Annotated in this window: 16 protein-coding genes and 2 tRNA genes; 11 read left to right on the forward strand and 7 right to left on the reverse strand. The window is 69.0% G+C overall.

The features are described 5' to 3' along the window. Positions 1 to 278 precede the first annotated feature (278 nt). The 4 genes from AB0C25_RS24535 (at position 279) to AB0C25_RS24550 (ending at position 7,356) form a co-directional block, all read left to right on the forward strand. Entirely contained in the window at positions 279 to 3,131 is a 2,853-nt protein-coding gene (locus AB0C25_RS24535) for a PQQ-dependent sugar dehydrogenase (RefSeq protein ID WP_357376575.1), read from the forward strand. A gap of 75 nt (positions 3,132 to 3,206) precedes the next feature. After that, positions 3,207 to 5,315 (forward strand): ThuA domain-containing protein, encoded by a 2,109-nt coding sequence (locus AB0C25_RS24540; RefSeq protein WP_357376576.1) that lies wholly within the window; start codon positions 3,207 to 3,209, stop codon positions 5,313 to 5,315. Between the two features lie 320 nt (positions 5,316 to 5,635). Next, on the forward strand, positions 5,636 to 6,139 hold the full coding sequence (locus tag AB0C25_RS24545) for an ATP-binding protein (protein ID WP_357376577.1): 504 nt from the start codon (positions 5,636 to 5,638) through the stop codon (positions 6,137 to 6,139). A gap of 209 nt (positions 6,140 to 6,348) precedes the next feature. Next, positions 6,349 to 7,356, forward strand: a complete 1,008-nt coding sequence (locus tag AB0C25_RS24550) for a sugar phosphate isomerase/epimerase family protein (protein WP_030488695.1) — start codon at positions 6,349 to 6,351, stop codon at positions 7,354 to 7,356. Positions 7,357 to 7,420: 64 nt separating this feature from the next. On the opposite strand, the gene AB0C25_RS24555 is transcribed toward AB0C25_RS24550, so the two are convergent. Further along, positions 7,421 to 7,828: a hypothetical protein gene (locus AB0C25_RS24555; protein ID WP_357376578.1), complete on the reverse strand. Its 408-nt coding sequence runs from the start codon at positions 7,826 to 7,828 to the stop codon at positions 7,421 to 7,423. 294 nt (positions 7,829 to 8,122) lie between these two features. Between AB0C25_RS24555 and AB0C25_RS24560 the strand changes: the two genes are divergently transcribed. From AB0C25_RS24560 to AB0C25_RS24585, 6 genes are all read left to right on the forward strand, one after another. Further along, positions 8,123 to 8,195 (forward strand) — tRNA-Asn (locus AB0C25_RS24560). A 378-nt stretch (positions 8,196 to 8,573) separates the two neighbouring features. Then, positions 8,574 to 10,691 carry an MMPL family transporter gene (locus AB0C25_RS24565; RefSeq protein WP_357376579.1) on the forward strand — a complete coding sequence of 706 codons (2,118 nt, stop codon included), beginning with the start codon at positions 8,574 to 8,576 and terminating at the stop codon, positions 10,689 to 10,691. Then, the gene (locus AB0C25_RS24570) at positions 10,681 to 11,919 is read left to right on the forward strand and encodes an NAD(P)/FAD-dependent oxidoreductase (RefSeq protein WP_357376580.1); all 1,239 of its coding nucleotides are present in this window, start codon (positions 10,681 to 10,683) and stop codon (positions 11,917 to 11,919) included. The genes AB0C25_RS24565 and AB0C25_RS24570 overlap by 11 nt, the downstream gene beginning before the upstream one ends. A 55-nt stretch (positions 11,920 to 11,974) precedes the next feature. After that, entirely contained in the window at positions 11,975 to 12,922 is a 948-nt protein-coding gene (locus tag AB0C25_RS24575) for a hypothetical protein (protein ID WP_357376581.1), read from the forward strand. Beyond that, on the forward strand, positions 12,919 to 14,601 hold the full coding sequence (locus tag AB0C25_RS24580) for an insulinase family protein (RefSeq protein WP_357376582.1): 1,683 nt from the start codon (positions 12,919 to 12,921) through the stop codon (positions 14,599 to 14,601). The genes AB0C25_RS24575 and AB0C25_RS24580 overlap by 4 nt, the downstream gene beginning before the upstream one ends. Before the next feature lie 66 nt (positions 14,602 to 14,667). Continuing rightward, positions 14,668 to 14,744, forward strand: a tRNA-Ile gene (locus tag AB0C25_RS24585). On the opposite strand, the gene AB0C25_RS24590 is transcribed toward AB0C25_RS24585, so the two are convergent. The 4 genes from AB0C25_RS24590 to AB0C25_RS24605 form a co-directional block, all read right to left on the reverse strand. Beyond that, positions 14,745 to 16,337 carry a site-specific integrase gene (locus AB0C25_RS24590; RefSeq protein ID WP_357376583.1) on the reverse strand — a complete coding sequence of 531 codons (1,593 nt, stop codon included), beginning with the start codon at positions 16,335 to 16,337 and terminating at the stop codon, positions 14,745 to 14,747. A gap of 288 nt (positions 16,338 to 16,625) precedes the next feature. Further along, complete coding sequence (locus AB0C25_RS24595; RefSeq protein ID WP_124778306.1) at positions 16,626 to 16,847, reverse strand: helix-turn-helix domain-containing protein; 222 nt, start codon at positions 16,845 to 16,847, stop codon at positions 16,626 to 16,628. Positions 16,848 to 16,992: 145 nt separating this feature from the next. After that, positions 16,993 to 17,679 carry a DUF3800 domain-containing protein gene (locus tag AB0C25_RS24600; protein ID WP_357376584.1) on the reverse strand — a complete coding sequence of 229 codons (687 nt, stop codon included), beginning with the start codon at positions 17,677 to 17,679 and terminating at the stop codon, positions 16,993 to 16,995. A gap of 42 nt (positions 17,680 to 17,721) precedes the next feature. Beyond that, positions 17,722 to 17,934, reverse strand: a complete 213-nt coding sequence (locus tag AB0C25_RS24605; protein ID WP_357376585.1) for a helix-turn-helix domain-containing protein — start codon at positions 17,932 to 17,934, stop codon at positions 17,722 to 17,724. Positions 17,935 to 18,053: 119 nt separating this feature from the next. On the opposite strand from AB0C25_RS24605, the gene AB0C25_RS24610 reads away from it, so the two are divergent. Then, positions 18,054 to 18,620, forward strand: coding sequence for a helix-turn-helix domain-containing protein (locus tag AB0C25_RS24610; RefSeq protein ID WP_357376685.1), 567 nt, complete (start codon positions 18,054 to 18,056; stop codon positions 18,618 to 18,620). 356 nt (positions 18,621 to 18,976) lie between these two features. On the opposite strand, the gene AB0C25_RS24615 is transcribed toward AB0C25_RS24610, so the two are convergent. After that, positions 18,977 to 20,569: a protein kinase gene (locus AB0C25_RS24615; RefSeq protein ID WP_357376586.1), complete on the reverse strand. Its 1,593-nt coding sequence runs from the start codon at positions 20,567 to 20,569 to the stop codon at positions 18,977 to 18,979. Positions 20,570 to 20,685: 116 nt separating this feature from the next. Continuing rightward, positions 20,686 to 23,862 carry a type I restriction endonuclease gene (locus AB0C25_RS24620; protein ID WP_357376587.1) on the reverse strand — a complete coding sequence of 1,059 codons (3,177 nt, stop codon included), beginning with the start codon at positions 23,860 to 23,862 and terminating at the stop codon, positions 20,686 to 20,688. Positions 23,863 to 23,864 lie beyond the last annotated feature (2 nt).

Genomic DNA, 23,864 nt, shown 5'->3' on the forward strand with positions numbered 1-23,864 from the left:
TGGCTCGATCTGGCTGTCAACGAGATCGGGCGGTGAGCGCTGGTGCGTGCCGCATCCGATCGCCGACTTTCGAACGGATCGACGAAAGTTGGCGTAGGACCACCGGAAGGTATGGACACATCGACACTCGCAACTTAGTGTCGTGACCAACACGACAATGTTTCGTCGAGGTGAACCGGCGGCGCGGTAACCCATCGACCCCCACCATCACCGCTACGGCATCCGGCGCGACGGCGCGCGCCCGCCTGGCAGTCACTCGTCAGGAAGGGGCAGCACACATGTCCATCAAGGACGCTCCACGCCATCGATCTCGACGATGGTCCTCCGCCGGATCGGCGCTGCTGCTGGCGGTCGCCGCCGGCACTGTCGCACTCGCCGCCGGCTCGCCCCCCGCACAGGCGCACACGATCGTCGCCACCGACTTCCAGCAGGTCGAACTCGCCCGCGGCGTCACCGACATGGGCGAGCCGATGTCGCTGGCCGTGCTGCCGGACCGCTCGGTCCTGCACACCGCCCGCAACGGCACCCTGCGCCGCACCGACGCGAGCGGCACCACCTCCGTGGTCGGCACCCTGTCGGTCTACAACCACGACGAGGAGGGGTTGCAGGGCGTCGGGGTCGACCCCAACTTCGCCAGCAACCGGCAGATCTTCCTCTACTACGCACCGCCGCTCTCCACCCCCGGTGGCGACGCGCCGGCCACCGGCACCGACTTCTCCGCCTGGCAGGGAGTGAACCGCCTCTCCCGGTTCACCCTCAACGCCGACTTCACGATCAACCAGTCGAGCAAGGTCGACGTACTCGACGTGCCGGCCGACCGTGGGCTGTGCTGCCACGTCGGTGGGGACATCGACTTCGACGCTGCCGGCAACCTCTTCCTGTCGACGGGTGACGACACCAACCCGTTCGAGTCCGCCGGCTACTCACCGCTGGACGAGCGGACCAACCGCAACCCGGGGTACGACGCGCAGCGCAGCGCCGGCAACACCAACGACCTGCGCGGCAAGATCCTGCGGATCAAGGTGAACGCCAACGGCTCGTACTCCATCCCCTCGGGCAACCTGTTCGCGCCCGGCACGGCCAGGACCCGTCCGGAGATCTACGCGATGGGGTTCCGCAACCCGTTCCGGATCAGCGTGGACAAGGCCACCGGTGTCGTCTACGTCGGTGACTACGGGCCGGACGCCGGCACCACCAGCTCCACCCGCGGGCCGTCCGGCCAGGTGGAGTTCAACCGGGTCGCCGCGCCGGGCAACTTCGGCTGGCCGTACTGCACCGGCACCAACACCTCCACCGAGACGTACAACGAGTGGGACTTCGCCAGCAACGCCAGCGGGGCGAAGTACAACTGCGCCAGCGGGCCGACGAACAACTCGTTCCGCAACACCGGCCTGACCACCCTGCCGCCGGCCCAGCCCGCCTGGATCCGGTACGCGGGCGACGCCGGCACCCCGACCGAGTTCGGCGGCGGCTCCGAGTCGCCGATGGGTGGCCCGGTCTACCGGTACAACGCCTCGTCGACCTCCACCACCAAGTTCCCGCAGTCGTTCGACGGGCAGTTCTTCGCCACCGAGTTCGGCCGGGGCTGGATCAAGCCGATCCACGTCAACTCCGACGGCTCCCGGGGCACCATCGACACCTTCCCCTGGGTCGGCAAGCAGGTGATGGACTCGGCGTTCGGCCCGGACGGCGCTTACTACGTGCTCGACTACGGCACCGGCTACTTCAACGGCGACGCCAACTCGGCGCTCTACCGCTTCGACTACGTCGGCAGTGGCAACCGGGCACCGACTGCGGTCGCCAACGCCAACCGGACCTCCGGTGCGGCACCGCTCGCGGTGACGTTCTCCTCGGCGGGCTCGTCCGACCCCGAGGGCGGCACGCTGACGTACTCGTGGGCCTTCGGTGACGGGACCACCTCGACCGCCGCCAACCCGACGAAGACGTACTCCACGAACGGCACCTACACCGCCACGCTGACCGTGCGGGACCCGCAGGGCGCCACCGGCAGCAGCAGCGTACGGATCAGTGTCGGCAACACCGCGCCGACGGTCACCATCAACAACCCCGGCAACGGCCAGCTGTTCAGCTTCGGCGACACGGTGCCCTACAGCATCACGGTCACCGACCCGGAGGACGGCACGATCGACTGCACGAAGGTCAAGATGACCTACGTGCTCGGGCACGACCAGCACGGGCACCAGATCACCTCGAAGACCGGGTGCTCCGGCTCGATCACCATCCCGGTCGACGGTGAGCACGACGACGCGGCGAACATCTTCGCGATCTTCGACGCCGAGTACACCGACGCCGGTGGCCTGACCACGCACACCCAGCACACGCTGCCGCCGCGGCACCGGCAGGCCGAGTTCTTCGGCACCTCGTCCGGGGTCAACGTGTTCAGCAAGGCCACGGCCGAGGGCGGCAAGACCGTCGGTGACATCAACAACGGCGACTGGATCGCGTTCCAGCCGTACCGGCTGGGCAACGTGACCTCGTTCAACGCCCGGGTCTCCTCGGCGGGCGCCGGTGGCACCCTCCAGGTCCGGGCCGGCTCGGCCACCGGCACGGTGCTCGGCTCGGCCACGGTCCCGGTGACCGGCGGCTGGGAAACCTTCGCCACCGTGACCGGCACGATCACCAGCCCACCGACCGGGACGACCACGTTGTACCTGACCTTCGCCGGGTCGGGCACCGGGGCGCTCTACGACCTGGACGCGTTCACGTTCGTCACCGGCACCGCCACCAGCGGCAGTGGGCCGATCAAGGGCCTGGGTGGCAAGTGCCTGGACGTCCGCAACGCCTCCACCGCCGACGGCACGCAGATCCAGATCTACACCTGCAACGGCAGCGCGGCCCAGACCTGGGCGGTCACGCCGAACTCCACGATCAAGTCGTTGGGCAAGTGCCTGGACGTCGCCGGCGCCGGCACCGCCGACGGCACCAAGATCCAGCTCTACACCTGCAACGGGACCGCGGCGCAGAACTGGGCCGCGCAGGCCGACGGCACGCTACGCAACGCGGCGTCGAGTAAGTGCCTCGACGTCTCCGGCAACAGCTCCGCCGACAGCACGGCGGTCCACCTGTGGACCTGCCTCGGCGCGGCCAACCAAAAGTGGATCCTGCCCTGAGCTGAGTGGTGGGGCCCCTCGTCATCGCCTACGGTTGGGCGAGGGGCCCTTCCTAACCGCAGTTAGGAGAGCGATATGCGCAGACGCCTGCGACCCGTCCTCGGTGCGGCCCTGGCCGCACTCGCCGTCATCGCCTGCACCACCCCGGCCACCCCGGCCAGCGCCGCCGACGCCCCGTACGACGTGCTGGTCTTCTCCAAGACCGCCGGTTTCCGGCACGACGCGATCCCGGTCGGCATCCAGACCATCCGGGACCTGGGCGCGGCGAACAACTTCACAGTCACCGCCACGGAGGACGCGAACACGTTCACCACCTCCAACCTCGCCCAGTACGAGGCGGTCGTCTTCCTCAACACCACAGGCGACGTGCTCAACGCCAGCCAGCAGACCGCGTTCGAGTCGTACATCGCCTCCGGCCGCGGTTACGTGGGCGTGCACGCGGCCTCCGACACCGAGTACGACTGGCCGTTCTACGGCAATCTGGTGGGCGCGTGGTTCGCCTCGCACCCGGCGATCCAGCAGGCCAACGTCAAGGTGGAGGACCGGGGGCACGCCGCGACCGGTCACCTGCCGCAGACCTGGACCCGCACCGACGAGTGGTACAACTACCGCACCAACGCCCGCTCGACCGCCCACGTGCTCGCCACGCTCGACGAGTCGTCGTACTCCGGCGGCGGCATGGGCGCCGACCACCCGTTGAGCTGGTGCAAGAGCTACAACGGCGGCCGGTCCTTCTACACCGGGGCCGGGCACACCCAGGCGTCGTACGCGGAGCCGGCGTTCCGGTCGCACCTGCTCGGTGGCATCCGGTACGCCTCCGGTCGGAGCAAGGCCGACTGCCGGCCGGAGACCGGTTACACCCCGCTCTACAACGGCTCGACGACCGGCTGGTCGCAGGCCGGCCCGGGTAACTTCGCCAACTCCGACGCCACCCTGACCTCCGTGGGCGGCATGGGGTTGTTCTGGTACAACGCCAAGCAGTTCACCAACTACTCGCTGAAGCTGGACTGGAAGATGGCCGGGGACGACAACTCCGGCATCTTCATCGGCTTCCCGCCGTCGAGTGACCCGCAGTCGGCGATCAACAACGGCTACGAGGTCCAGATCGACGCCACCGACGCGGTCGACCGCACCACCGGCGCGGTCTACACGTACAAGGCCGCCGACACCGCGGCCCGCGACGCGGCGCTGAACGCGCCGGGGGAGTGGAACACCTACGAGCTGCTGGTCGAGGGCGAGCGGCTGCAGGTCCTGCTCAACGGGGTGAAGATCAACGACTTCACCAACACCGACCCGGTCCGCTCACTCGCCGGCCACATCGGCATCCAGAACCACGGCACCGGTGACGACGTCGCGTTCCGCAACATCCGGATCAAGGAGCTGGGCACCACCCCGACGCCCACCGGCACGATCCAGGCCGAGGCGTTCAGCTCGGCCAACGGCGTCTCCGCGTTCACCAAGGAGGGCGCCAACGGTGGGCAGACCCTCGGCTACATCGAGCCGGGTGACTGGGCCGCGTACAACGGGGTCAACCTGACCGGGGTCACCTCGTTCATGGCCCGGGTCGTCTCCGGCGGGGCGGGTGGCGCCATCCAGGTGCGGACCGGCTCGGCCACCGGCCCGGTGCTCGGCACTGTCGCGGTGCCCAACACCGGCAGCTGGTCGACGTACGCCAACGTCACCACCACGCTCTCCAACGTCCCGTCCAGCACCCAGAACCTCTACCTCACCTTCACCGGTAGCGGCACGGGGCTCTTCGACCTGGACGACTTCACCCTGGTCAAGGGCGGCGGCGGCACCCCCGGCGTCGGCCCGATCAAGGGCCTGGCGGGCAAGTGCCTGGACGTGCGCGGCGGCGGCACCGCCGACGGCACCCAGATCCAGCTCTACACCTGCAACGGCGGCTCGGCGCAGAACTGGACCGTGTCCGGCTCGACCATCAGGGCGCTCGGCAAGTGCCTGGACGTCAACGGTGGTGCCACCGCCAACGGCACCAAGATCCAGCTCTGGACCTGCAACGGCAGTGCCGCGCAGAACTGGGCGGCCCAGTCCTCCGACAGCAGCCTGCGCAACCCGTCGTCGGGCAAGTGCCTCGACGTCTCCGGAAACAACTCGGCGGACAGTACCGCCGTACACCTCTGGACCTGCCTCGGCGCGGCCAACCAGAAGTGGACCCTGCCCTGACCGACTAGAGCGGGAGGGGTCGACGCCCACGGCGTCGGCCCCTCCCGGCCGGTCGTGTCGGCTCGGCTCTGGCCCGGCCGCGAGGCTCCGGGAGTGGTGTCACCTGCGAGCGCTATACCTGTGGGTCATAGTTATGACTCAGAGGTATAGCGCTCGCACCGATGTGTGCCCCCGGTCGGTCCGCGCGCTCGTGGCCGGCGACCGTGTGCCTCGCCCGGCGGCGCGCCGGCCGCACGCGGCCCGTCGAGAGCGCCGACCGGGTCGCGCGTTCCGGCGACGCGGGAGACCGGCGCACAGCCGACTGCCGTACCTTGACCTGCATGGGGCGGTTCGCGCAGTGGCGCGGGATGGTGCTGGAGCAGGGGCATCGGCTGCGCGGTGCGCTTCGGCGCCCGGAGGAGTTGGACGACCCGTTCGATCCGACGGGCAGTCTGAACCGCCTCGACGCGCTGGTGGAGGGCTTCGCCGCCGGTCAGCCGGTGCGGTGGAGCCTGGCCGGTCAACCCCGGCCGCTGCCGGGACCGGTCGACGCGGTGGCGTACCGGATCATCGAGGAATCGTTGACGAACGCGGGCCGGCACGCTCCCGGCGCGCCGGTCGCGGTCCGCCTGCGCTACGACGCCACGGGCATCACCATCGAGGTCCGCGACGAGGGCGCCGGCCCCCTGCCGTCCGGCGGTGACAGCCAGGACGCCGGGCGGGGTCTGCTCGGGGTACGCAGGCGCGCGGAACGCCTCGGCGGCACGTTGTCCGCTGGCCCGCGCGCCGGTGGCGGCTTCACCGTGCGGGCCGCCCTGCCGGCGCCCGAGGAGCTGGCCGAATGATGATCGCCCCGCAGGGCTTTCGCAATCGGGTGCCACGGAAATAGGGTGGGGGCGGCGACCGTGCTGGTGGCCGGTGACCCGGTGGGAGGCGCAACCCGCCGGGCCAGGTGCGTCCGCACCCACCGGTGACCGCTCGGTGCCGCGTACGTCCGGTCACCCTCGCCCCGGTCCGCACCTGGAATCCCCCATGACAACAGGGGAGAAGAACAATGGCGCGACCCATCACGCTCTTCACCGGCCAGTGGGCCGACCTACCTTTCGAGGAGGTCTGCCGGCTCGCCTCCGAGTGGGGGTACGACGGTCTGGAGATCGCCTGCTGGGGCGACCACTTCGAGGTCGACAAGGCGCTCGCCGACGACTCGTACGTCGAGCGCAAGCGGGAGACCCTCGCGAAGCACAACCTTGAGGTCTTCACGATCTCCAACCACCTCGTTGGTCAGGCGGTCTGCGACCACCCGATCGACGAGCGGCACCAGGACATCCTGCCGGGCCGGATCTGGGGCGACGGGGAGCCCGAGGGGGTTCGTCAGCGGGCCGCCGAGGAGATCAAGGACACCGCGCGGGCGGCGGCGAAGCTCGGAGTGAAGACCGTCGTCGGCTTCACCGGTTCGTCGATCTGGCACACCCTGGCGATGTTCCCGCCGGTGCCGCCGTCGATGATCGAGCGCGGCTACCAGGACTTCGCCGACCGGTGGAACCCGATCCTCGACGTGTTCGACGAGGTCGGGGTGCGGTTCGCGCACGAGGTCCACCCCAGCGAGATCGCGTACGACTACTGGACGACCAAGCGGACGCTCGAGGCGATCGGCAACCGGCCCGCGTTCGGGCTGAACTGGGATCCGTCGCACTTCGTCTGGCAGGAGCTGGACCCGGTGAACTTCATCTTCGACTTCGCCGACCGGATCTACCACGTGGACTGCAAGGACGCGAAGGTGCGCACCGGCGACGGCCGGCGTGGCCGGCTCGCCTCGCACCTGCCCTGGGCCGACCTGCGCCGCGGGTGGGACTTCGTCTCCACCGGGCACGGCGACGTGCCCTGGGAGGACTGCTTCCGCGCGCTGAACGCGATCGGCTACACCGGCCCGATCTCGGTCGAGTGGGAAGACGCCGGAATGGACCGGCTGGTCGGCGCCCCGGAGGCTTTGCAGTTCGTCCGTCGGCTGGCCTTCGACGCACCGAGCGCGGCCTTCGACGCGGCGTTCAGCAGCAAGGACTGACCGCACCTCGGACAGACCACGGGCCGGTCGCCCTGCGGCGACCGGCCCGTCGACGTGCGATTGGTCAGAGCGTGCTGGCGTTCGTGCCCGAGCCGGACGGCTTGGTGCGGGGGCTGTTGGTGGACGACGGCGACCCGGAGGTCGTGCCGACCGTGCTGGTGCCCGCCTTGGCGCCCACGGTGGCGGGCGTGCCGGCGAACGCGTCGTCGGCGGCGGTCAGCTCCTGCGTGCCGGTGCTGCCGTTACCGGTGCCCAGCTTCTCGCCCAGTCTGGTCTGGCCGAGCTTGTCCTTGCCCTCGCTGTAGAGCTTGTTGGCCTGGGCCTGCGCGACCCCGGCCGCCTCCTGGACGGTCGGGTGGTCGAGCACCTTGCGGCCCCGAACAACGAGCTCCTCGTACTTTTCCCGGCCGGCACGGGCGCCCAGGACGAATCCCGCAGCCAGCCCGCCAAGAAACATGATCTTTCCGCGCATGGCGGCTCCTTCCGTACCTGACGCGCCGTCGCCCCGGCGAGTTGCCCCGTCGGAAGGCGACCTGTTCGCGCCTGCGTCCTCTGTCCGCAGCTAACTACCCATCCTGCTCTCCGCTCAAGCATGCTTGTGCCGGGATGGCGATTTACCCCGATTGTCAATGCGTCGCGGGCCGTGACCTGTGCAGCTTGATCATCGGCGGGTGCGGCGGAACCCACTGGACCGCAACCGGGGGATGTCCTGTATTCTTTTCCCGTCGCACGGCACCGGGGTGATCCGGGGGCGCGCGGTGCACGATCCCCTGTAGCTCAATTGGCAGAGCAGCCGGCTGTTAACCGGCAGGTTATTGGTTCGAGTCCAATCGGGGGAGCTTCTCCACCCAACGCCCGTCGGCCTGATGCCGGCGGGCGTTCTCTTCGTACCCGTCCCACCCGTCGCCCTCTCCGCCGGTGCGCAGGGGCCGGCGTTCGAGACAGCAACTTCGGGGATGTTGCTGCCTCCCGCGTGCCTGAGGCAGCAACATCCCCGAAGTTGCGACGATCTTGGCGCGGGGCGCGGGGCGCGGGGCGCGGGGCGCGGGGCGCGGGGCGCGGGGCGCGGGGCGCGGGGCGCGGGGCGCGGGGCGCGGGGCGCGGGGGCGGAATGAGAGGTTTGGCCCGCTAAGGGCCTCCGTGGCCGGCAGGATGGTCGATGTCGACTGAGGCTTTCGCTGCGTCGATTGATGCGTCGATCCTTGGGGTGAGTGCGGATGTCCGGACGTGGCGGCAGGGCCACGCTGATCGCGGTGGCGGTCGTGCTGGCCTGGCTGGTGATCGGCGGCGTGGCCGGGCCGTACGCCGGGCGGCTCAGCGAGGTCGCCACCAACGACAACGCCGCCTTCCTGCCCACCGACGCCGAGGCGACCCGCGCCCAGGACCTCGGCGGCGACTTCGTCGACAGGCAGACCATTCCGGCGCTTGTCGTCTACGAACGGCCGACCGGGATCACCGACGCCGACCGGCAGCGGGTCAGCGCCGACGCCGCCCGGTTCGCCCAGGTGCCCGGCGTGCTCACCCCGTTGCCGCCACCCATTCCGAGCGAGGACGGCCAGGCCCTCCAGGTCGTCGTGCCGGTGGACGACGCCGAGGGGGAGGAGATCGGCTCGGTCGTCGACCAGCTCCGCGACATCACCGGCGGGGACCGGGACGGGCTCACCGTGGATGTCTCCGGACCCGCCGGCCTCCTCGCCGACCTGATCAAGGTCTTCTCCGCCATCGACGGGCCACTGCTGTTGGTCACCCTGGTGGTGGTGCTGATCATCCTGTTGGTGGTCTACCGCAGCCCGGTGCTCTGGGTGTTTCCGCTGCTCGCCGCCGGCATGTCGTACGCCCTGGCCTCGGTCTTCGTCTACCTGCTCGCCGACGCCGACGTGGTGAAGCTCAACGGGCAGGCGCAGGGCATCCTCACCGTGCTGGTCTTCGGTGCCGGCACCGACTACGCGCTGCTGCTGATCGCCCGCTACCGGGAGGAGTTGCACCGCCACGCCCGACCGTGGGACGCCATGCGGACCGCGTGGAAGGGTGCCGCGCCCGCCATCATCGCCTCCGGTGGCACCGTCATCGTCAGCCTGCTCTGCCTGCTGCTGTCGAGCCTCAACTCCAACCGGGCGCTCGGCCCGGTCGCCGCGATCGGCATCGCCGCCACCCTGCTGGTGATGCTCACCTTCCTGCCCGCGCTGCTGGTACTCGGCGGCCGATGGGCGTTCTGGCCACGACGCCCCCGGGAGGACCAGGCCGACCCGCGCGCCGAGCACGGCGTCTGGAGCCGCGTCGCCGGTTTCGTGGCCCGGCACGCCCGACCGATCTGGCTGAGCACCGCGGTCGTGCTCGCCGTCCTCACGCTGGGCCTCACCCAGCTCGGCGCCACCACGCTCGGGCAGTCCGACCTGTTCACCCAGCGCACCGACTCGGTGGACGGCCAGGAGGTGATTTCCCGGCACTTCCCGGCCGGCACGGGCAGCCCGGCCACCATCTTCACCACCGAGCGGACCGCCCGGCAGGTCGCCCAGGTGGCGCAGGGCGTACCGGGCGTCGCCGACGTCCGCCCCCGCACCGCCGGCCCGCAGACCGGCCCACCCAACCCGAACGCCGCCCCGAAGGTCGTCGACGGGCGGGTGCAACTGGAGGCCACCCTGGCCGATCCGCCGGACAGCGACGGGGCCGAGCGGACCATCCGGGAGCTGCGGGTGGCCGTACACCAGGTGCCCGGCGCGGACGCGGTGGTCGGCGGCTTCACGGCGATCAACGTGGACACCTCCGACGCCGCCAAGCGCGACCAGAACGTCATCATCCCGGTGGTGCTGGTGGTCATCGCGGTCATCCTGGCCCTGCTGCTGCGAGCGCTGCTCGCCCCGCTGCTGCTGATCGGCACCGTGCTGCTCAGCTTCGCGGCCACCCTCGGCCTCTGCGCGCTGCTGTTCCGGCACGTGTTCGACTTCCCCGGGGTGGACTCGTCGTTCCCGCTGTTCGCGTTCGTCTTCCTGGTCGCCCTCGGCATCGACTACAACATCTTCCTGATGAGTCGGGTCCGGGAGGAGTCGCTCAAGCGCGGCACCCGTGCCGGGGTGCTGGCCGGCCTCGCCGTCACCGGCGGCGTGATCACCTCCGCTGGCATCGTGCTCGCCGCGACCTTCTCCGCCCTCGCCGTACTGCCCCTCGTGGTGCTCGTCGAGTTGGGTACGGCGGTCGCGATCGGGGTACTGATCGACACGATCATCGTCCGGTCGCTGCTGGTGCCCGCGCTCGCGTACGACATCGGGCCGAAGATCTGGTGGCCGGGCCGGTTGTCCCGGACGAACGGTGAGCGGGAGGCGCGCGATGCTGGCTGAGACGGACGTGGTCATCGTCGGCGGTGGCCTGGCCGGCCTCGCCGCCGCCCGCCGGCTGCACCGCGCCGGCGTGCCCTGGCGGCTGCTGGAGGCCAGCGGCCGACTCGGCGGCCGGGTCGCCACCGACGTCGTCGACGGCTACCTCATCGACCGGGGCTTCCAGGTGCTCAACACCGCCTACCCGCAGCTCGGCACGCTGCTCGACACCGACCGGCTGCACCTCGGGTACTTCACCTCGGGCGTGCTGGTGCGCCGGGGCGACGACCTGCTGCGGCTGGTCAATCCGTTGCGGGAGCCGACCGGCGCACCCGGCACCGCGCTCGCCGGAGTCGGCACCCTGCTCGACCGGCTGCGCTTTGCCGCGCTCGCGACCGGTTGCGCCACCCTGCCGGTGTCCCGGCTGCTCAGCGCCCCGGAGACCAGCGCCGAGACGGCACTGCGCCGGGCGGGCCTCTCCGACGCGATCATCGAGGAGTTGCTGCGGCCGTTCCTGTCCGGTGTGTTCATCGATCGGGAGCTGGCCACCTCCAGCCACGTCCTCGCGATGGTGTTGCGCTCCTTCGCCCGCGGCCGCATCGGCCTGCCCGCCGAGGGCATGGCCGCGCTGCCCCGGGCCATCGCCGACCCGCTCCCCGCCGACCTGCTCGACCTGGACACCCCGGTCGCGCAGGTCGCGCCCGGCCGGGTCCGCACCCAGGCCGGCGACATCAGCTGCCGGGCCGTCGTGGTCGCCGTCGACCCGCCCGCCGCGTCCGCGCTGCTGCCGGCCCTGGCGACGGTACGCATGCACAGCTACACCACCTACTACCACAGCGCGCCCGAGCCGCCACTCACCGAACCGATCCTGCTCGTCGACGGCGACCGACGGGAGATCGTGGCGAACACGGTGGTGCTCAGCAACGCCGCCCCGACGTACGCGCCCGCCGGGCGGCACCTCGTGGCCACCTCGGTGGTCGGCCCGACCGCCCCACCCGAGCCGACCATCCGGGCCGAGTTGACCCGGCTGTACGGCCGATCCACCGCCGACTGGACTCACCTCACCACCGTGGCCGTGCCGCAGGCGCTGCCCGCCGCACCGCCACCGCAGGGACGGCTACGCAAGCCCGTGTCGTTGGGGGAGGGCCTGTTCGTGGCCGGTGACCACCGGGACAGCCCGTCGATCCAGGGCGCTCTCGCCAGCGGGTGGCGCGCGGCCGGCGCGGTGCTGGAGGAGCTGCGCGCCGGCTGAGCGGCCCCTCCAACGAGGACACCACAGACGTAATTGATCATCTATGATCGCCGCCATGCCCGCCCCTCTACCGGCCCCCACCTTCGACGCCGGTGCCGCGTACCCCGAGGTCAACGACCTGCGCAAGGCGCTCGACGCCGCCGACTGGCCGGCCGTGCAGGCACTGTTCGCCGACCGGGACCCCGCGCTCCACACACTGCTCGTCAAGGAGGCCGGCGACCATGTGGGGGCCGGGCCGTTCCTGCAGCGCGTGTACGACGACGACCCCACCGACCAACTGGCCGGCACCCTGCACGGCACCCACCTCATCTGCGCCGGCTGGCGGATCCGCAGCGCCGACCGGGCCAAACATGTCAGCCGGTCCCAGTTCGAGCAGTTCCACGAGCACCTGCGTCGCGCCGAGCAGGTGCTCATCGACGTCACCGCCCGGTATCCGGAGGACCCGTCGGCCTGGACCGAGCGACTCGCCATCGCCCGTGGTCTGCAACTGGGCCAGTCCGAGGCGCGCCGCCGCTACGACCGCCTGGCCCACCGCCATCCGCACCACCTGCCCGCACAGAGCAGCCTGCTCCAGCAGCTCTGCCCGAAGTGGAGTGGCGACTGGGACCGGATGTTCGCCTTCGCCCGGGAGTGCGCCCAGAGCGCGCCCGACGGGGCCCCCAACGCCGTGCTGATCGCCGACGCGCACCTGGAACGCTGGCTGGACATCGACGACGACCAGGAGAGCGCCGACTACCTGGCACAGCCGGCGGTGATCGACGAGATCGCGCAGGCCGCGCAGCGGTCCGTGCTACACCCGGCGTTCGCTGACGGGGCCGGCTGGGTCTGGGTCCGCTCGACCTTCGCGCTGATGCTCTGCCTCACCGACCAGTGGGCCGCCGCCGCAACCCAGTTCACCGCCCTCGGCAACCTGGGCTCGAAGTACCCCTGGAGCTACGTCGGTGGGGTCGACGGCTTCACGGGGTTCCGTGCCGAGGCGTACGCGAAGGGTGTCCAGTCGTGATCCAGCACCTGGATGTGGATGGCGTGCCCACGCTGCTCGCCCCCACCGGAGGGCCGATGCACGCCGGGTTGACCTTCCGGGTCGGCACCGCCGACGAGACCCTCGCCCGCGCCGGCGTCACCCACCTCATCGAGCACCTTGCGCTCGCACCGCTCGGTCTGGCCGACTACCACGTCAACGGTGTGACAGCCCCCGCGTTCACCATGTTCCACACCCAGGGCTCGGAGGCGGACATCGCCGCCTTCCTCACCGCCGTCTGCGGGCACCTCTCCGACCTGCCGACCGCCCGGCTCACCGTCGAGAAGGAGATCCTGCGTACCGAGTGGAGCAGCCGGGGCGCCACCGCTATCGACTCGATCCCGCTGTGGCGCCACGGCGCCCGGGACTTCGGGTTGACCAGCTACCCGGAGTGGGGGCTGGGCGCGTTCACCGTCGACGACCTGCGCGAGTGGGCGGCCCGGTGGTTCACCCGCGAGAACGCCGTGCTCTGGATCACCGGCGACCGGGTGCCCGCCGGACTGCGGTTGGCCCTGCCCGCAGGGACCCGCCAGCCCGTGCCGACGGCGTCGTCGGCGTTGCCGCAGACGCCGGCGTACTTCGTCAACGGCGCCCGCGCCGTGGTGCTCGACTCGGTGGTGCGACGGAGCGCCGCCGCGAACGTCTTCGCCGGAGTGCTGGAGCGCGAGCTGTACCGGTCGCTGCGCCAGGACGCCGGCCTCTCCTACACCACCACCACGGGCTACGAGCCCCGCGGCGACGGGCACGCGATGCTGCGGGCGCTCGCCGACGCGCTGCCGGAGAAGCAGGACGCGGTGCTCGGCGGCTTCATCGACGTCCTGGCGAAGATGCGGGTGGGGCGGATCGAGCAGTCGGACCTGGACGCCGCCGTCGCCAAGCGGGCGGACGTCCTCGACACCGCCGAGGTGGATGCCGCGCGGTTGCCGTCGTACGCCCTCAACGTGCTGACCGAGCAGCCGAACTCCAGCATCGACGAGCACCGGGCCGAGTTGAAGGCCGTCAGCGTCGCCGACCTGCACGAGGTGGCCGGGGAGGTGACGTCCTCGGCGCTGCTGATGGTGCCCGGTGGGCACACCGCCGACTGGGCGGGCTTCGTGGCCGCGCCCACCCACTCCGCCGATGTCGTCGACGGCACGACGTACGCATCGAGGGAGGGTGCCGGCGGCCTTCGCATCGGCGCGGACGGTGTGAGCCGCCTCGGAGCCCACGGGCCGCTGACCGTCCGCTACGACGACTGCTCCGCCCTGCTCACCTGGCCGGACGGCGCCCGCCAACTGATCGGCGCGGACGCCATCGCGCTGGACATCGAGCCGACCCTGTTCGAGTTGCCCCCGGAGGCAGCCCAGTTCATCGACGCCCGGGTGCCGGCCGACCGGCACGTCCGCATGCCGGCCCGCACCCCGGACGAGATCCCGCAGCCCAGACCAGCCGCCGAGCAGGTCGAACCCAGCGGACGATCGTGGTGGGAGATCCCGGTGATGGTGCTCAGCGGGCTGGGCACCCTGCTGATGGGCGGCCTCTGCCTGCTGCTGACCATCGGCATGATCATCGACGACAGTGAGTCCGACGACGGATGGTTCTGGGGCGTCATCGCAGTCGGCTGGCTGCTCACTGTTATTCTCGCGTTGCCCATCGTGCTGCTGAAGCGACGACGGCGGTGATGAGACGGGGCCGGATCGCTGCTGGCCCGTGATCCACCGGGCGGGATAAGATCCGGCGCGGTGTGAGGGGCGGTAGCTCAGCGGGTTAGAGCAGGGGACTCATAATCCCTCGGTCGCGGGTTCGAGTCCCGCCCGCCCCACCATCAAGAAGCGGCTTTGACCTGCTTCTTCTTGCTCTTCTTGCGATCTTTCTCGTTCGTCGACTTCGATGAAGACGGCAGCTGTGAGCCCGAGGTGAGCCCGGCGGGGCGCTTGTCGCCCTGACGGGGCACCAGACGGGCGGCAGCTTCGGCGGCGTCGCGTGCCAGCTCCGGTAGGACCGAGGTGTAGGTGTCGGACGTCAGCGAGATTGACGAGTGGCCCAGCATGTCCTGAACCACCTTCATCTCGGTGCCCGCCGCGAGCGCGATCGTGGCAGCTCCGTGGCGAAGGTCGTGAAGGCGGATCGGTGGCAAGGCGGCCTTGCGTACCAGCCGATCGAAATGGTCGGACAGCCAGTCGGGCTCGATCCACCCGCCGGTCGGACGGCAGAAGAGGCGTCCGCTTTCCACCCACGCCCCACCGGCTTCGTCTCGGGCTTTCTGCTGTCGCTTGAGGTGCCGTTTGATCACTTTGATGCTGGCGGCGTCGAGGGCGACGATGCGGTTGCCCGCCTCGCTCTTGGGCTCGCTCTCCTCGATCTCCCCGCGGATCTCGACGAGTTGCGTGGCAACGGTGAGGGTCCTGCCCTTGAGGTCCAGGTCTTCCGGTCGTAGGCCGCACGACTCGCCCCTGCGCAGGCCGCGGAATGTGATCAGGTGGAAGAGCGCGTACAGCTCGTCGTCAGCGATGAAGTCGAGGAACGAGCCCGTCTGCGCAGGGGTCCACACCATCACCGGGGACGGCCGTTCGCCGGTAGCCCGCCAACGCGCGACGCGTTCGTCCGTCCAGACGAGCGCCTTCGGCCGGCGAACCGGGTCGAGTTCCACGTGGGCGGCCGGGTTGAAGGCGATCAGCTCCTGCGTGATGGCGTCGTTCAGGGCGGCTCGCAGCGTTGCCTTGATGTGCCGTCGCGTCGAGGGCCCAGTAGTGCGGCGGAACGGTGGCATCTCTGCGATGGCGTCACGAGCCGCGCGGCGACGCTCACGTCCCGTAAGCGTCCTCAGCTCCTCGGTCGCGGCCCGCCGTAGGGCGTTCGCTTCCTCGATCTCGATGTTCCGCTCGACGATCGCGTTGAACATCTCGGTCAGGTGAGACACGCGTAGCCGGTCAAGGCGGACGTTACCGATGCGCGGCTTGAGATGGATCCGGATATCCCGTCCATACCGTTCGACGGTATTGCGCCGAATCTTCCGGCCAGCAAGCCACGTGTCGAGCCACTCACCGACGGTGATGCGGACGGTCAACGACTGGCCGCTGCGGAATTTGCGACGCGTCTCATCCAGGTCTGGCAGCGGTCCCCGCTCGGAGGCAACGCTTTCTAGCAGGTCGCCCATCCGCTGGCGACCGTCAAGATCGTCGGCCTCGGGCACGGCCAGCAGGGCCCTAATCGCATCCAATTCCGTTTGAGCCTGTGTGGCTGACGCGAAGCCGGACCGGCGGAGGGTTCGCCGGCAGCCGGCGGCATCTGGCGGCAACTCCTGACGGACGCCCCAGGTGCCGTGTCGGCGCTGGCCGAGCTTCGGGCAGGATTGCCCGTACTGCTTGCCGGTCTCCGGATCCCGACAGGCACAGCGACGGAATACTGATCCTCTCAAGGTTCCTCCTTAAGAGAGCGAGGGAAGTGGTACCTAATATGGTACCGCTTCCCTCGGATGGTCTATGGAAGGCGAGCTATGCGACGACGTCGAGCAGTCGAGGCCGCTCAGGGATTGCCGGCGCTCCCAGGCGAGGAGAAGCGCGAGCAACAGGTCAAGATCAGGCTTACCCGCGGTGAGCTCGACCGCCTTGTGGGGATGCGGCCTGATCTCAGCGCTTCGGGAATCGTCGCTCTCCTGGTCGATGACGTGCTTTCCGGACGGCATGCACCCCCGTGGATGCTGAGGTCAGACGACCGGGACGCCGAGTAGTTCGAGGATGCCCGGTACGGGTACGACGTAGCTTCGTCCGACGCGGAGCAGCCGCGCCGGGAACTGTCCTCGCTTCGCGAGGGCGTACGCCTTGCTCCGCCCGATACCGAGGATCGCTCCGGCTGTTTCCACGTCCGTCGTCAGGCCAAGAGCGCGGACCGCTTCGACGGTCCATGGGTTCTCAATGGTGCTGTTCATTGCATGTCTCCTGAGGGGTTTCAAGCGCTAATGCGGTCTGCGGGGCGGCTGCGCGGGAGGCGAAGGCCCAGCAGGTGCGGATGGGGTTGCGGGCGTATTCAATGACGTATCGTCCGCGCCCGCGCTGTGCTTGATGCACCGCTGGTCATGCCTCGACCGGTCCACCGTTGACATCCAGGTGGCCGAGAATGTCGGCGTACCACGTTGACGATGTCGTTCGCCGGTTCGTCGGGCGGAGCGAGTGGTAGGCGCTCCACGCGGCGAAGTCGGCGATCTGGACCCACTGACTGACGCTCGCGTGCCGGAAGTGCGGGTCCTCGATCAGCCGCCTACCACCAGTGGTGAGCGCGCGATGGCTGCGGGCGTAGGCAAGGTTGCTGCCATCGCCGTCCATGACGATCATCCCGAAGCTGTCGCGTACGTCGAGGTCCCGGTTAAGGATCTCCACCAGGCGTCCGTAGAGGTCCAGCTTGTTGTTGTGGAAGCTGCTACCCCGGGCACTCGTTCGCCGGTAGACGGTTCCGACTCCAATGCCTGGTAGGGCGGCTATGGCCCGCAGGCCTTCGCGGATGACCACGAGCCCGTCGCTTCGCTTCCACATCGGATCCATCGACGGGCGACCGCGACCGCCGGCAAGGTCAGTCGCGTGGAGCCGCACTGAGGCTGGGATTCCGTGACGGCGATAGGTCTGGGAGCGGAACCCGAGCCACCGCTTGTCCGCCTCGCTCCAACGAGCTGGGTCGACCGCTATCCAGCTGTATGACGTGTAGCCGCTGGCTTCGCTGCCGGAGTCGTCGACGTAGAAGAGGGCGAAGTTGCAGGTGGTTGGCATGAGAGGGCTCCGTGTACGAGGGCTCAGGGGTGAGGAGGCTTGCTAGGAGCCGATGCGGCGGGTCTCTAGCCAGTCGTCGATGTCGCGTTGGCGATAGCGTCGGTACCGCCCGACCTTGTACGACTTCGGTCCCCTGCCCTTGTGGTTGATGAAGTGCAGGGTTTGCTGGGTGATGCCGAGGTAGGTGGCCGCCTCCTGATGGCTCCAGAGCCTCGTCCGGCGGTCCTCTGCTTCGAAGTCGCTTACCGAATCCATAACTTCTCTTTCGTAAAGTTGTCCTGGCGGCAAGCAACCTTTGATCAACGACTTGCTAGTTGTCAAGTGAGCGAGTAAAACTTACGAACATGACAAGTTCCGAGGTCGCAGCGGATGCAATGCCGGGTGAGATCGTCCGACGCCGGCTGCGCGAGGTGCGGCGCCGACGGAAGCTGAACGCGACTGAGGCGGCCGAGAGGTTCGGCGACCCGACGATGTCCGCGACGGTGTTGATGAACATCGAGGCAGGGCGGCGCCAGACCGAGCCAACTGTCGACGAGCTGATCCGCTTCGCCTACATCCTGGATGTGCCGCCCGCAGCGCTGCTGATGGCCGAAGGCGGCCAGGTGCAGGTCGCCCCCGGCGTTACGGTGGACCCTGGCCGGTTCCGCCGTTGGGTCCTCGGCCAGGAACCCCTCGACGGGGTCGACGAGGCTCGCTATCGCGCGGCGGCCAAGCTGCTCAACGACGACGATCAGTCGGTAGCGCCGGAGCTCCGCGAGGAGTTCCTGTCGAAGGCTCAGGTGGCCTTCGACGCGTTCTTCGCCGACAGCGAGGAGATCCGGCGCAAAACCCGCCAACAGGTCCGAGGCGTGCTGGGTGAGATCCGTGAGGCTGTCGTCTCCGGCACGGAACCAGCCGAGCTCGCGGCAAAAATCGACGAGTTCCTGAACCGGCTGGGGTAGCTACGCGGCGCGGGCGGGGCGGAAGCATAGCGACGGCGGGGTAAGCGTGGCGGACCTGCCGTTCCGCAAGCGCGGGACAGGTCCGCGCTGCTGCGAAGGTATGCACCCTTGATCGGGTAGGCCCAGGCCTAACCCGAGGGCCTTATCGATGTGCCGCTGATAATGCCCACCCGACCCTGTCGGGTCGCCGCAAGTCGGCTCCAAAAGATCCTTAAATGTCCACCGGCTCGAAGCTGAGCACGCAGACGCCCGGTTCCGAACCCGCGGACCAGCTCTTGACTGCGCGCCACTTCGTGCCCAGCCAGTCGTCCCGGCACTCGATCTGAAGCTTCTGCCACCCTGGCCAGCCGCCACACCTAACTGGCTCCACCGCCAGCGAGCCGCAACCGGGTGAGAACATCGGCGATTTCCTGGGTCTCCTCGTGGTCCGGCCCGTAGACCAGACAGAGATCCTCGTGCAGCGGTACCAACTCGGCCAACGCCTGCTCGACGTTGCCCTCGGAGAGCAGCAGCCTGCAGATATTGCGGCGCAGCTCCAATGCGTCGGATGACACGTCACCCTCTGAGGCCCGAACGTGGGTGAGCACCTGCCGGAATTGTCGCAGCGCCGCGGTGGCCTGGCCCAGCTCCGCCCGGCAGTGCGCCGCCTGCCGGAGGCAAGCCAGCGCATCGTCACCGGTCGGCCCTCCGGTGCGCGCGAAGGCCGAATACAGCGCATCGAACTCCGGCAGAGCCTGACGGAAGTCGCCACCGATGACGAGGATGGCCGCTCGGCGCTGGCGCAGGGCAAGGACACGAGAGTTCTCGACGCCAAGTGCGGCTGCCGCGGGTTCGATGACCTGCTGCAGCGCTTCCGCCGCTTGGGCGTAGCGCTCATCAGCGAGCAGGTCGTTGGAGTGCGACACCGCTCCGTTGATCGCTCCCCGTAGGTCCGTGGCCGGCACCGCGTCCGCCGGCGGCTGAGGCGGGATGGGGCGGTCGTGCGGACCTGCCTCAGGTGAGGTCTTCCGCCGCGGTCGCGGCGGGTTGGGGCGGCGGTACAGGAGCGTAGGGTCCGGTACGCCGACCGGTCCGAGTCCGACCGTTGGATGAAGTGGCCCCGGCTCGGGAAGGAACGGCAGCAACCGCTCGTAGACGTCGTACGCGTCCCGGGGACGCTGCTCGGGAACCTTGGCAGTGAGCGCCAGAACCAACTGTTCTAGATCTTCGGGTACTTCCGGGCGTACCTTGCGTAGCGGCATTGGCGCTTTGTAGACGTGCTGCTGCATCAGCTCGAACTCGTTACCACCGTCGAAGACCGTTTTGCCGATGAGCAGCTCGTGCAGCACACAGCCGAGGGCGTACAGATCGCTCTGCGGGGTGATCTGCGCGCCCTGGATCTGTTCCGGAGGCATGTAGTGGTGCGTGCCAATGACGCTGCCGGTCACGGTGAGACGGGTGACATCGGTGCGGAGGATGGCGGCGATCCCAAAGTCGAGCACCTTGACCGCGCCGGCGTCGGACACGAGGACGTTGTCGGGCTTCAGATCCCGGTGAACGACCGGGATGGCGTGGGCGTGGGAGAGGACGGTGCAGATCTGCGCGGCTACCGCGACCGCCCAGTCAACGGGCAACGGACGGAGGGGGTTGATGTAGGCGCGCAGCGAGGTGCCGCGGACGTATTCCATGACGAGGTAGACGCGGTCGTAGGAGCTGTCGAGCACCGCGTCGTACACCTGGGGGACGCCGTGGTGTTGGATGCGGGCGGTGACGCGCGCCTCGCGCCGGAAGCGCTTGGCGAACTCCTCGGCCTGCTCGGGGGAGGCGACGACATCCGCGCGGATCAGCTTGATGGCGACCTCACGGTCGAGGACTCCGTCGTAGCCGCGCCAGACCTGCCCCATCCCGCCGGAATTGATTTCGTCGACCAGCTCGTACCTGCCGGCGATCGGCTCTGCCCGCACTGTCACCTCCCGCACCGTGGCTGCCCTGCGCGGCCAGTGTCCCGGTTGGACCATGACTCGTCCAGGGGCGCCGCGTCACCGAAGGTGACGCGGCAACCCGTGCCCTGGACGATGGCGACTCGTCAAGCCGCGTCGTCGACCACGCCCTCCTGCCGGCGGATCATCTGCCAGGCGGCGCTGCGCGCGCTGCGGTTGAGCGAGCTGCGGAAATTCTGCTGCGGGTCGAAGTACTTGCGTCCCAGGTCGGCAGTTGTGTCGAAATGGTCCATCATCTTGTCCTCGAAGACCGGGTCGAAGACGTGGCCGAAATTTTCCTCGTCGTTGGCGACGGCGGCCAGCCGCACCTTCGGGTCTGCGAGCGCCTCGTGGAAGGGCTTGATGACGTCCTGCTCGGTGAATTCCGTGCCGTGCTTCGCGTTGAACCGGTCGATGAGTTCCGACAGCAGTGACTTCTCCGACTCCTTGGCGCCGCCCGATCCGTCGCCGAAGCCCTTCATGTCGGTCGGCCCTTCCGGCACCAGGCTGACGTCGTGCTCGCCGGTCTTCTCCACCCGCAGGTGACTGAGGTCGATCTCACCGACGTCCACCCCGCCGTCCTCGCCGCGGGGCAGCCGGTTGAGCAGGTGTCGCCCATAGAGGTACAGGCGCTCCAGTTCGGCGTCGATGTAGGTGACGATGCCGGAAAGGAAGCTGTACTTGCGGACGTAGTCGTTCAGGTCGGCCCGGAAGGTCTCGGCCGTCTCCTGCTCGTCCTCGTCGTCGCCGTTAAGCAGGTCGGCGAAGCGGGTCACTGCAGGATCGAGGTGCCGGTACAGCTCGGCGTGGAGCTTCTCCCACTTCGCCGTGTTGCCGGCGGTCTGTCGCTGGGCGGTCAGGTAAGCCGTCGCGAACGCCTGCATTTCCTCATCGACGAGGACCGGCGCGGACATCACCTTGCTCTGGGCCGTGTAGAGCAGGTTGGGGTCCGAGGGCAGAGTGGCGGCTTCCTCAAAGTACGGGCGGAAGGCGTCCTTGATCTTCTCCGCGTCGTTGACGAAGTCCAGCACTGCCAAGTCGGACTGGCTCTTGCGCTCCGCGGTGCGGTTGAGCCGGGAGAGGGTCTGCACAGCGGCGATGCCGGCCAGCGTCTTGTTGACGTACATCGTGGTGAGCAGCGGCTGGTCGAAACCGGTTTGGTACTTCTCCGCGACCACCAGGATCCGATACTCGAGCTGCCCGGCTCCGCCGGCCTGGGCGGCCTTGTCGTCGGCGCGCGTGTAGGCGAACGCCTTCGGCAGGGCGCCCTCGGGCAGCCCGCCGTTCTCCTTCGCCTCGGTGATCTCCTCACCGTCGTAGGTGAGGGTGCCCGAGAAGGCCACCAGGACGCCTGGGTCGGGGTAGCCGAGGTCGCCGAGGTACTTCTTGATTGACCGGGCCATCTGTACGGCCTGCGGCCGGCCTGAGGTGACCACCATCGCCTTCGCCCGTCCGCCAAGTCTTCCGGCCGTGTGCGTACGGAAGTGCTCGACGATCACCTGCGCGTGCTGGGCGACGGTCGAGTCGTGGGTGAGCGCGTAGCGGGCCAGCAGCGGGTTTGCCTTGGTCGGATCGACCTTCCGTTCGTCGGGGTTGCCGTTGACGAGCTTCCAGTAGGTGTTGTAGGTGACGTAGTTGCGCAGCGGGTCGAGGATGAATTTCTCCTCGATGGCCTGCCGCATCGAGTAGGTGTGGAACGGGTGGTACTTCCCGTCCTCGCCGAGCGTGCCGAAACCTTCGAGGGTCTTGTGCTTCGGTGTGGCGGTGAACGCGAAGTAGGAAAGGTTTGCGGCCCGTTGCCGCTTGCGCGCGTTGGCCTTGAGTTGAGCCTCGACGTCCGGTGTGGCCGGCGCGCTGGTCGCGCCCGGGTCGTCGGAGTCGGCATCCAGGCCCAGGTCGCGCAGCACCGCGCGGACCGAGGCAGCAGCATCGCCGGACTGGGACGAGTGCGCCTCGTCGATGACGATCGCGAACCGCCGGCCCTGGATCTCGGTCGGATTCTGCTTGAGGTACTCCTCAAGCGCCGGGAACGTGTGCAGCGTGACGGTGACGATCTTCCCCGTCTCGCGCCCGAGGGCCTTCGCGAGCTGCTCGGACTTCGACCCATGGTTCTCGTCGATCTTCACCACCAGGCCGGCGGTCTGCTCGAAGCTGCCGACCGTCGCGCGGAGCTGGGCGTCGAGGTTACGCCGGTCGGTGATGATGATGACCTTGTCGAAGAGGGGTGAGCCCGGCTTGAGGCCGGCGTCAACCGCGCCCGGGTCCAGCTCGGCCACATCACCGTTCGCGTGCAGGGACGACAGGCGGTGGCTGAGCCAGGCAATGGTGTTCGACTTACCCGACCCCGCCGAGGCCATGATGAGGTAGTTGTGCCCGGCCCCGTGCCGAGCTGCGTGCACCGTCAGCTTCTTCACGGCATGCCACTGGTGGTAGCGGGGGAAGATCAAGGACTTTCGGGTACGCCCGTCCGCACTCTTCTCCTTGTGCAGGTGGACGAAGCGCTCCAGCAGGTCGAGCCAGTTGTCCCGCTGCCAGATCTCCTCCCACAGGTAGGAGGTCGCGTACTTCCCGAACTCTGTGGCCGGCGGGTTACCCTCGCCGCCCGGTCGACCGGGGCCATCCGAACCGGTGTTGAACGGCAGGAACCGGGTCGGCTTGCCGCGCAGCTGGGTGGAGACGAACACCAGGTCCGGGTCAACGGCGAAATTGGCGATCACCCGGCGCGAGAAGATCAGCTCGGTCGGGTCGCGCTCGGTCCGGTATTGCTCCTTGGCGTGCTCGACACCCGAGCCGGTCAGCGGGTTCTTCAGCTCCGCCGTGGCCACCGGGATGCCGTTGAGGAACAAGGCCAGGTCCAGGCGGTTGCCCCGGTCGGCCTGCTTGGTGGCATACGCCAACTCCCGCACGACAGTGAGCCGGTTACGTCGGTAGTCGGCGAGGATCTCGTCCGACTCCACGAAGGATGGCTTGAAGTATGCGGTCCGGATGCGTACGCCGTGGTCCTTCACGCCCTTGCGGAGCACGTCGAGCGATCCGTCAGTTGCGATCGCCTGGTCGAGACGCTTGACGAACCCGCGCTGCGCGGCGTCGCGGTCGCCGCCGTAGGAGGTGACCAGGTCCTCCCACTCGGCGGCCTGGGTGGCGCCGATGAAGGTGAGGAGCTGGTGGGTGTCCAGACCGAGGTCGGGGCGGTAGTCGGCGTTATCGCCGCGCTCCCACCCACCGGCGAGGAGAGAAGCGACGATCGCGTCACCGAAAGCAGACTCGTGGTGAATGGGGCTCATGG

The organism is Micromonospora sp. NPDC048839 (assembly GCF_040649915.1).
In the GTDB taxonomy this organism is placed as follows: Bacteria; Actinomycetota; Actinomycetes; order Mycobacteriales; family Micromonosporaceae; genus Micromonospora.